The sequence below is a fragment of the Dyella sp. 01N448 genome (assembly GCF_056399225.1).
This window is the reverse complement of sequence record NZ_JBFTQX010000026.1, coordinates 21553-29052: the sequence shown is the minus strand read 5'-3', so window position 1 is coordinate 29052 and position 7500 is coordinate 21553. Positions and strand designations below refer to the sequence as shown.

5 protein-coding genes are annotated in these 7500 nt (G+C 62.9%); 1 reads left to right on the top strand and 4 read right to left on the bottom strand.

Going from position 1 to position 7500, the window contains the following annotated elements:
* Window positions 1-634: 634 nt before the first annotated feature.
* Window positions 635-2533 (bottom strand): M61 family metallopeptidase, encoded by a 1899-nt coding sequence (locus tag AC1DKY_RS21140; RefSeq protein WP_441605602.1) that lies wholly within the window; start codon window positions 2531-2533, stop codon window positions 635-637.
* Between the two features lie 259 nt (window positions 2534-2792).
* Between AC1DKY_RS21140 and AC1DKY_RS21135 the strand changes: the two genes are divergently transcribed.
* On the top strand, window positions 2793-3377 hold the full coding sequence (locus tag AC1DKY_RS21135; protein ID WP_441605601.1) for an outer membrane protein: 585 nt from the start codon (window positions 2793-2795) through the stop codon (window positions 3375-3377).
* A gap of 171 nt (window positions 3378-3548) precedes the next feature.
* On the opposite strand, the gene AC1DKY_RS21130 is transcribed toward AC1DKY_RS21135, so the two are convergent.
* From AC1DKY_RS21130 to AC1DKY_RS21120, 3 genes are all read right to left on the bottom strand, one after another.
* Window positions 3549-4985 carry an amino acid permease gene (locus tag AC1DKY_RS21130; protein ID WP_441605600.1) on the bottom strand — a complete coding sequence of 479 codons (1437 nt, stop codon included), beginning with the start codon at window positions 4983-4985 and terminating at the stop codon, window positions 3549-3551.
* Between the two features lie 85 nt (window positions 4986-5070).
* Entirely contained in the window at window positions 5071-6339 is a 1269-nt protein-coding gene (locus tag AC1DKY_RS21125) for a sterol desaturase family protein (protein ID WP_441605599.1), read from the bottom strand.
* Window positions 6336-7055, bottom strand: a complete 720-nt coding sequence (locus AC1DKY_RS21120) for a lysoplasmalogenase (protein WP_441605598.1) — start codon at window positions 7053-7055, stop codon at window positions 6336-6338. Before AC1DKY_RS21120 ends, AC1DKY_RS21125 begins: the two co-directional genes overlap by 4 nt.
* Between the last annotated feature and the right edge of the window lie 445 nt (window positions 7056-7500).

Sequence of the window (7500 nt, the reverse complement as noted above, 5' to 3'; positions counted from 1 at the left end):
CCCAAAGAAAATGGCCTGATAACGCCCGCAGCATCGTGTTGGGATAAGCCCGAACGCTCGAGGCGCGTCCTGATGGGACAACCTCCGAGGGTACACAGGGGATACTTCCAAGCGCTGCGCAACGCGCCCGAATCGCTGAGGACTTAAAGCGGAGCCTCGCTGCGCATCGGCTTTGGGTCACAGATGGCGCACTGGATGCGCGCCTGGCGCTTGGCTTGTCTGTGGGAGCGCACCCTGTGCGCGACAGCCACGCCGGGGTGTACCGCTCCGTAGGTTTGTCGCGCACAGGGTGCGCTCCCACAAAGAGCCGACCGGCAAGGTTGATCCTCAACCCACGAACCTGCATAACCCTTGTAGGAGCGCACTTGTGCGCGACCGCGGCGCTGGGGTGTACCGCTCCGTAGGCTGGTCGCGCACTAGTGCGCTCCTACAAAAAGAAGACGCCTCGCAATGCCGGGCGTGATTCGGTTCCTGATGTGGCTCTCGCTCCACGGGGTCCCGCATGACGCGGCGGGCGGGTGAAGGAAAGCCCGCAGGGTGACCGCGTGGATGCGGCCAGATTTTCGACAGGACACGGATGTCCTGTCGAAAAAACCCCGGAGCCCGCCGGGAGAGCGGCGACAAGCGGCGCGCCTCAGCGCGGCTTAAGCAATTCCGACAAACGATCCGCCTTGCCTTCGATCCGCTCCAGATGCGGATACTTCAACCCATCGTGGTAATCCACGCGCAGCGTCTTGTACTCGTCGAAATTCTTCACCAGCAATTCCACCGGCTGGTTCTTGTCCTTCGCGGCAGCTGTCACGGCGTCCTTGATGGCGTCGCTGGAATATTCCTTGCCGTTGACTGCGATCACCTTCATGCCCGGCGACAGGCCGGCCTTGAAGGCGGGGCCGTCCCACAGCACGTCGACGATGTCGCCGGCCTTGCCCATCGACACGCCCAGCGAAAAAGTCAGGTTGGCGCCGCCAGCGCGCGTTTCCATCGCCTTGGCCACGTCGGAAGGCTTGTCGTTGTAGACCAGCTTCCAGCCGTTCGCCTCGAAGCCGCCGATGATCGGGCCGTGGCCGTCCAGACGTTCGCGCAGGTAGCTCGTCCAGTCGTACGGGGCGATATCGTTGAGCGTCTTCACCACATCCTCGAAGGTGTAGGTGTTGACATCCCAATCGCCGTTCTTGACGCCGAAGAAGGCCTTGGCGAAATCGTCGATGGAACGCTTGTTGCCGGTGAGGTCACGCAGCTTGCCGTCCACGTCGAGCCAGATCATCTGGCCGCCGGAATAGTAGTCCTCGCTCATCTGGTAATTGCGATACGGCAGCGGGCGGCGCATCGCGATGATCGGGTCGTTGGTGGTGTCCTGGATGTTGCGCCACTGCTGCAGGCCCGGGCGGCCACGATCATAGGTGGCCGCGACGTTGGCCAGCATGTCCAGCGTCTGGTCCTGTTTCCACAGGCCCGAGCGCGCGGCCATCACATAGCCCCAGAACTGGGTCTGGCCTTCGTATACCCACAACAGGCTGTCCTGCATGGGGACGTTGAAGCTCGGCGTGCTCAGGTCGGCGCCGCGGCGGTACTTGCCGTCCCACGAGTGGTTGAACTCATGCGAGAGCAGGTCGCGCATGGTCATGTTCTTGTCCCACTCGGTGAAGTAGCCGGTGCCCACGCCGTTTTCGCTGGAGCGGTGATGCTCGAGGCCAATGCCCGACATCTTGTCACTGAGCGAGAACAGGAATTCGTAGTGATCGTAGTGATGCGCGCCGTACAACTTGTACATCTGCTGCACCAGATTCTGGTGCACCTTCAGCTGCTCGGGCTTGATCTCGAGGAATTTCGCATCGTCCGCCACGATGTTGAGGAACACCGGCGTCTTCGCACCCGGATCCAGATCCACGCGCTTGAAGTACTTGCCGGCAAAGATCGGCGAGTCGACCAGATCGTCATAGTCGATCGGCTTGAACGTCACCGTGTCGCCGTTGCGCGAGGCCATTTCCAGGGCGCTGCCGTACTGCCAGCCAGCCGGGAAGGTCACGCTGGTTTCGGCCTTGATCTGGCGGGCGAAATAGCCGGCCGGATACAGCGACACCGAGTTCCACTGCAGGTTGAGCATTTCCGGCGTCATCACTACGCGGCCCTGGCGGAGGTCCTGCGCGGAGAGGAACTGGAATTCCACCTGCACTTCGGTTGCGCCCTGCGGCACGTCTACATGGAAGGCGTACACGTTGAGCGGATCGCGCTTCCAGGGAATGACCTTGCCATTCGCCTTCACGGTCAGGCCAGCGAGCTTGTCGATCGGGCCCGTCGGTGAGTGATTGCCCGGCAGCCACTGCGGATACAGCAACGTGAGCGGACCCGCCTGCGCCGGCACCGTTTCGTGCACGCGGAAGATGCGATGGGCAATATCGGTCGCGTCGACGTTGATCTTGAGCGTGCCATTGAACGGAATGTCCTGCGGGGCAGGCACATCGGCGAGTGCCGCAAAGCTGCCCAGGCCAATAGCCGAAGCGAGGATGGCGGAGGCGAGGCGCGAAACTTTCAAGAGGTTCTCCCTGGGATAAACAGTCGTGCGCACGGCGCAGCTGCACGAAACATGAACCTCTGATGCTAGTGGGCGTTGACATATCTCACCCCCTGCCATTGGTCATGGAAGTGTCTGAACATCGCCCTTCCGCAAAACCGTTCACGGGTTTTCTGCTCGTTAAAAACCCGTATTCTTTTTTCACCGCGATCCCCACGCGGACCGTGACGACCTTCCCCCTTGTTGTCGTCACGGATCACAAAAATAGATGGAGCATTCCATGAACAAGACTCTTCTTGCGGCCGCTTTGGCCGTGGTCGCTGTTGCGCCTTTCGCTGCCAAGGCTGACGAATCCAACCAGCTCGACAATTTCTTTGTTGCCGGCAACCTGGGCCAGAGCAACTACCGTCTCGGCGGTGTCTCGGACAAGACCGACGTGTTCCAGAACGTGCGCTTCGGCTGGCGCTGGAACGGCATCGTCGGCGCTGAAATCGGCTACGCCTATCTTGGCAAAGTCAAGAACGATTTCGATTTCGCCAGCACCTCGGCCAAGCCGCGCGTGGGCCAGATCGGCGTGACCGGCAAGTACAACTTCTACAACAACTGGTTTGTCACCGGTCACGGCGGCTACCTGCGCTCGCGCACCACCGGCGCAGTCACCGTGGGTGACACCACCGCCAGCGAGCGCAGCTGGAACAACGGCTGGTACGCCGGCGCCGGCGTGGGTTACGACGTCACCAAGAACGTGGCGCTCGGCATCAATTACGACAACTACCACATCAAGTACGGTCGCGACGGCGCGCAAGAGCCGCAGACCAATGCCAATGTGGCGACGTACTCCGCTTCGGTGGAAGTGAAGTTCTAAGCGTCGGTTGACGGTGGAAACAAAAAACGGCCGCGAAAGCAGCCGTTTTTTTTGTGCGATCCAGTTTCCCACCTGTGGGAGCGCACCCTGTGCGCGACGGCCACCTTGCAACTTACCGCTCCGGTCGGCCGTCGCGCACAGGGTGCGCTCCCACAGTGTTGCGATATGCCCTTACTGCATCTTCTCCAACTTGCTGTGGCGAATGCCATAACCCAGGTACACCAGCAGACCAATACTCACCCAGATCAGGAACACCTTCCACGTCACGGCCGGCAGTTCCGCCAGCAGCCAGATGGAAAACGCGATGCCGATCAGCGGGATCAGCGGCACCCACGGCGTACGGAAGGAGCGATGCAGATCCGGCTTGCGCTTGCGCAGGATCATCACCGAGGTGCAGATCACGATGAAGGCTGACAGCACGCCGATGTTCACCAGCTTGGCCACTTCCTCGATCGGCAGCAGGCCAGCCACCAGGGCGGTGAATACACCGAGCACGATGGTGGGGCGATGCGGCGTGCCGTAGCGCGGATGCACGTGGGCAAACCAGCCCGGCAGCAAGCCGTCGCGCGACAGCGCAAACCAGATGCGCGTGGCGCCCAGCATGAAGGCGAACAGCACGCTGAGCAGGCCGAATACCGCCGAGATGGACACCGTCAACGCCACCCAGTGCAGGCCCAGACCCTTGAAGGCATCGGACACCGGTGCATCGGTATTGAGCGTGCTGTAGTGCGCGATGCCGGTGAGCACCATCGACACGGCCAGATACATCGCCATCGAGATGCCAAGCGACAACAGCACCGCACGCGGCAGGTCGCGCTGCGGATTCTTCGATTCCTCGGCCGCCGTGGTCAGCGTGTCGTAGCCGAACACGGCGAAGAACACCACCGCTGCCGCCGCGCCAACACCCTGGTAACCGAAATGGCCAACGCCGTCCGCGCCGATCACGCGTGCAGGAATGAAGGGGACCCAGTTGGCGGGATTGATGTAGAAGACGCCAACACCAATCACCAGTGCGACCGCCGCGACCTTGATCGCCACCACCACCGTGTTGAAGCGCGCGCCCCATTCCGTGCGGAAAATCAGCAGCGCGGCAACAGCCAGCGTCACCAGCGCGGCGACCACGTTGAACACGTGCCCTTCGCCCGTGCCGATGGCGCCTTGCGCCCATAGAGGCATCGTGATGCCCATGCTGGTCAACGCCGATTGCACGTAGCCGGACCAGCCGATCGCCACCACCGCGACGATCAAGGCGTACTCCAGCAACAGATCCCAACCGATCAGCCACGCGGCCAGTTCGCCGAGCACCGCATAACCATAGGTATAGGCGCTGCCGGTCACCGGGATCATGCCGGCGAATTCGGCGTAGCACAGTGCTGCCGCGGCGCTGGCAATGCCTGCGATCAGGAAGGAGATGGCCACCGCAGGTCCGGCGTTGATCGCCGCCTGCTTGCCCGCCAGCACGAACACACCGACGCCGATAATGCCGCCGATACCGATGGCAGTGAGCTGCCACAGACCCAACACGCGACGGAAATCGCCACGCTTGCCGGCCTCCGCCTGCAACAGCTCCACAGGCTTGTGGCGCACCAACTTATCAAGGAAACCCATCAGCTCATCCCCGGGAAACGAGCCGCGATCATAGCGAATGCCCCCGCCCCTGCCATGCTGCAGCTGCGGGGGAGTGCCATAGGTCCTAGCCGGGGATGGGTTTTCCGGCGCCTGCGCGCCCTGCCGTCGAGAGCGCCAGCCAGGACAGCACCAGCGCGCTGATGGCCGGAACGGCGACCAGGGCAGCCAGCGGTCCGGCCGCCAGCTGCGGTGCACCGAACCAGCCACCGGTAACCAGTGGGACCGCCGCAGTCGCCAGCAGGCGGGCGAGCTCCAGGCCGACGCCCAAGCGACGACCCTCGGTGAGTGCACCCAGCGCGGCGAGGCTCAGCACCAGGAAAACGGCATAGCCAATCAATGAAACCGCCGGCAAATGCTTGGCCAGATCGAGGAACTGCACGGCCATGCCCAGCAGCAAGGCAAACTGCACCAGGCTGTAAATCATGTACCCGCGGGTGAGCGGCGGCAGAAAACGCTCGCGCTGGATATCGAACGCCGGCTTGGGAAAGCGCTCGGCCACATCCGCGGGCCGCCAGCCCGGCGGCTTGAGCCACACCAGCAGCTTGTCGCGCCAGCGGCGGGCATGCCAGGCGTCTTTGGCCGTCGCCCAGTACACCTCGGCGTTGGCCCATAGCGGGTTCCAGCTGCGCAACGGCGAGCGCGTGCCGTAGATCGGCGGATCGGTGTCGTCTTCTTCGATGAAGGTGCCGAACAGACGATCCCACACGATCAGGATGCCGCCATAGTTGCGGTCGAGATATTTATCGTTGACCGCGTGGTGCGCGCGATGGTTGGACGGCGAGCAGAACACGCGATCGAACCAGCCCAGCCGCCCGACCAGTTCGGTATGCACCCAGAACTGGTAGAGCAGATCGATCAGCGCCACCACCACGAACACTTCCAGCGGATAGCCGATGATGGCCATCGGCAGATAGAACAACCAGCCCAGCAACACGCCGCTGCCGGTCTGGCGCAGCGCGGTGGAGAGGTTGTAATCCTCGCTCTGGTGATGCACTACGTGCGCTGCCCAGAGGATATTCACCTCATGGCCTGCGCGATGCAGCCAGTAGTAGCAAAAGTCATAGAGCAGCAGCGCGGAAATCCACACCCATACGCTGTTTGCAGGCAATGCAAAGATGGCGAAGTGCTGCACGCACCACGCATAGATGCCCAGCGTAAGCAGCTTGCTGAAGACGGCCACGATCTGCGAGATCACGCCCAGGCCCAGACTGTTGATCGCATCGCTGCCGTGATACACGCGGCGACCGCGCAGTTTGGCCACCAGCAGTTCCAGCGCGATCAGGGCGAAGAACACCGGCGTCGCCCAGGTGATGATGATTTCCTGCATATTCATCGCCGCTCAACACCTCCGCGTACCGACCGCGCCAGACACCACATGGCCGTGTAATAGGTCACCAGCACCCACAACGTCGACAGCGGTATGACGAAGCGGAAGCGGTCCCAGGCCAGCAGTGTATCGCTGAGCATGAAGATCAGCGCGCCCATCATCGACCAGTGGGCCGAGGTCGCCAGCTCATCGGTGGCGTGCCTGCGCTCGCGCACCACCGCCTGGCCACCCATGCAGGCCAGCACCAGCACATAAACCACCACCGGCAAATGCAGCGGCACCGGCAACGAGGGCCATAGCGCCCACAGGTTGAACACGCCGTACGCGACACAGGCCAGCATGCCCCAGGGACGTTCGGCGAAACGGCTGTCTCCCAGCAGCGCCACGATGAAACAGGCGTGCGCCAGCAGAAACGACACCAGTCCCGCCACAAAGGCGTCCTGCGGGAGCATCAGGAATACATCGCCGACCAGCGAGCACGCCATGCCGGCCACGATCCAGCGCCGGTAGCGCGTCGACACGGCCGGCTTGGCCCGCCAGGCCGTAGCCAGGATCAACAGGGTGGCCAGCGGCTTGCAGACCCAGTGCAGCCACCGCCAGCCGTCGATCTCACTGGCGGTTGCGAATGTGGCCCCAGCGATCGCACCCAGCGCCAGCAGCAGCACGGCGAGACCCGTCCATAGCGACGAGGCCGACCTCATCGTGGCGTTTGAAACAGACATGCATGGATTCCCCGATCCATTGATGCCACCAATGGTAGAACCAATGGCCTCCGGGGCCCTGTCGCGGTGCAAAAAATTTGGCGGGATGGAGGGTTTGTGAGCCTTGCCCTCTGCCGTGCCTGCTCGCCTGTGGGAGCGCACCCTGTGCGCGACAACCCTACGGAGCGGCACGCCCAGGCGTGACTGTCGCGCACAGGGTGCGCTCCCACAAATAGCCCTCGGCGCACCCAAAGCAAGCAATCCCTTTATAGGAGCGCACGCTGCAATCCGCGACTCACCGGCGTACCACCCCTTGTAGGAGCGCACTTGTGCGCGACACGCCGCGCTGGGGTGTACCGCTCCGTTGGCTGGTCGCGCACAAGTGCGCTCCTACAACCGAGCCTGTCCGCACTGGCAGGGCCGTAGGCCCGGAAGGCGCATTATCCGGGGGTCAAAGAGCGCCCGA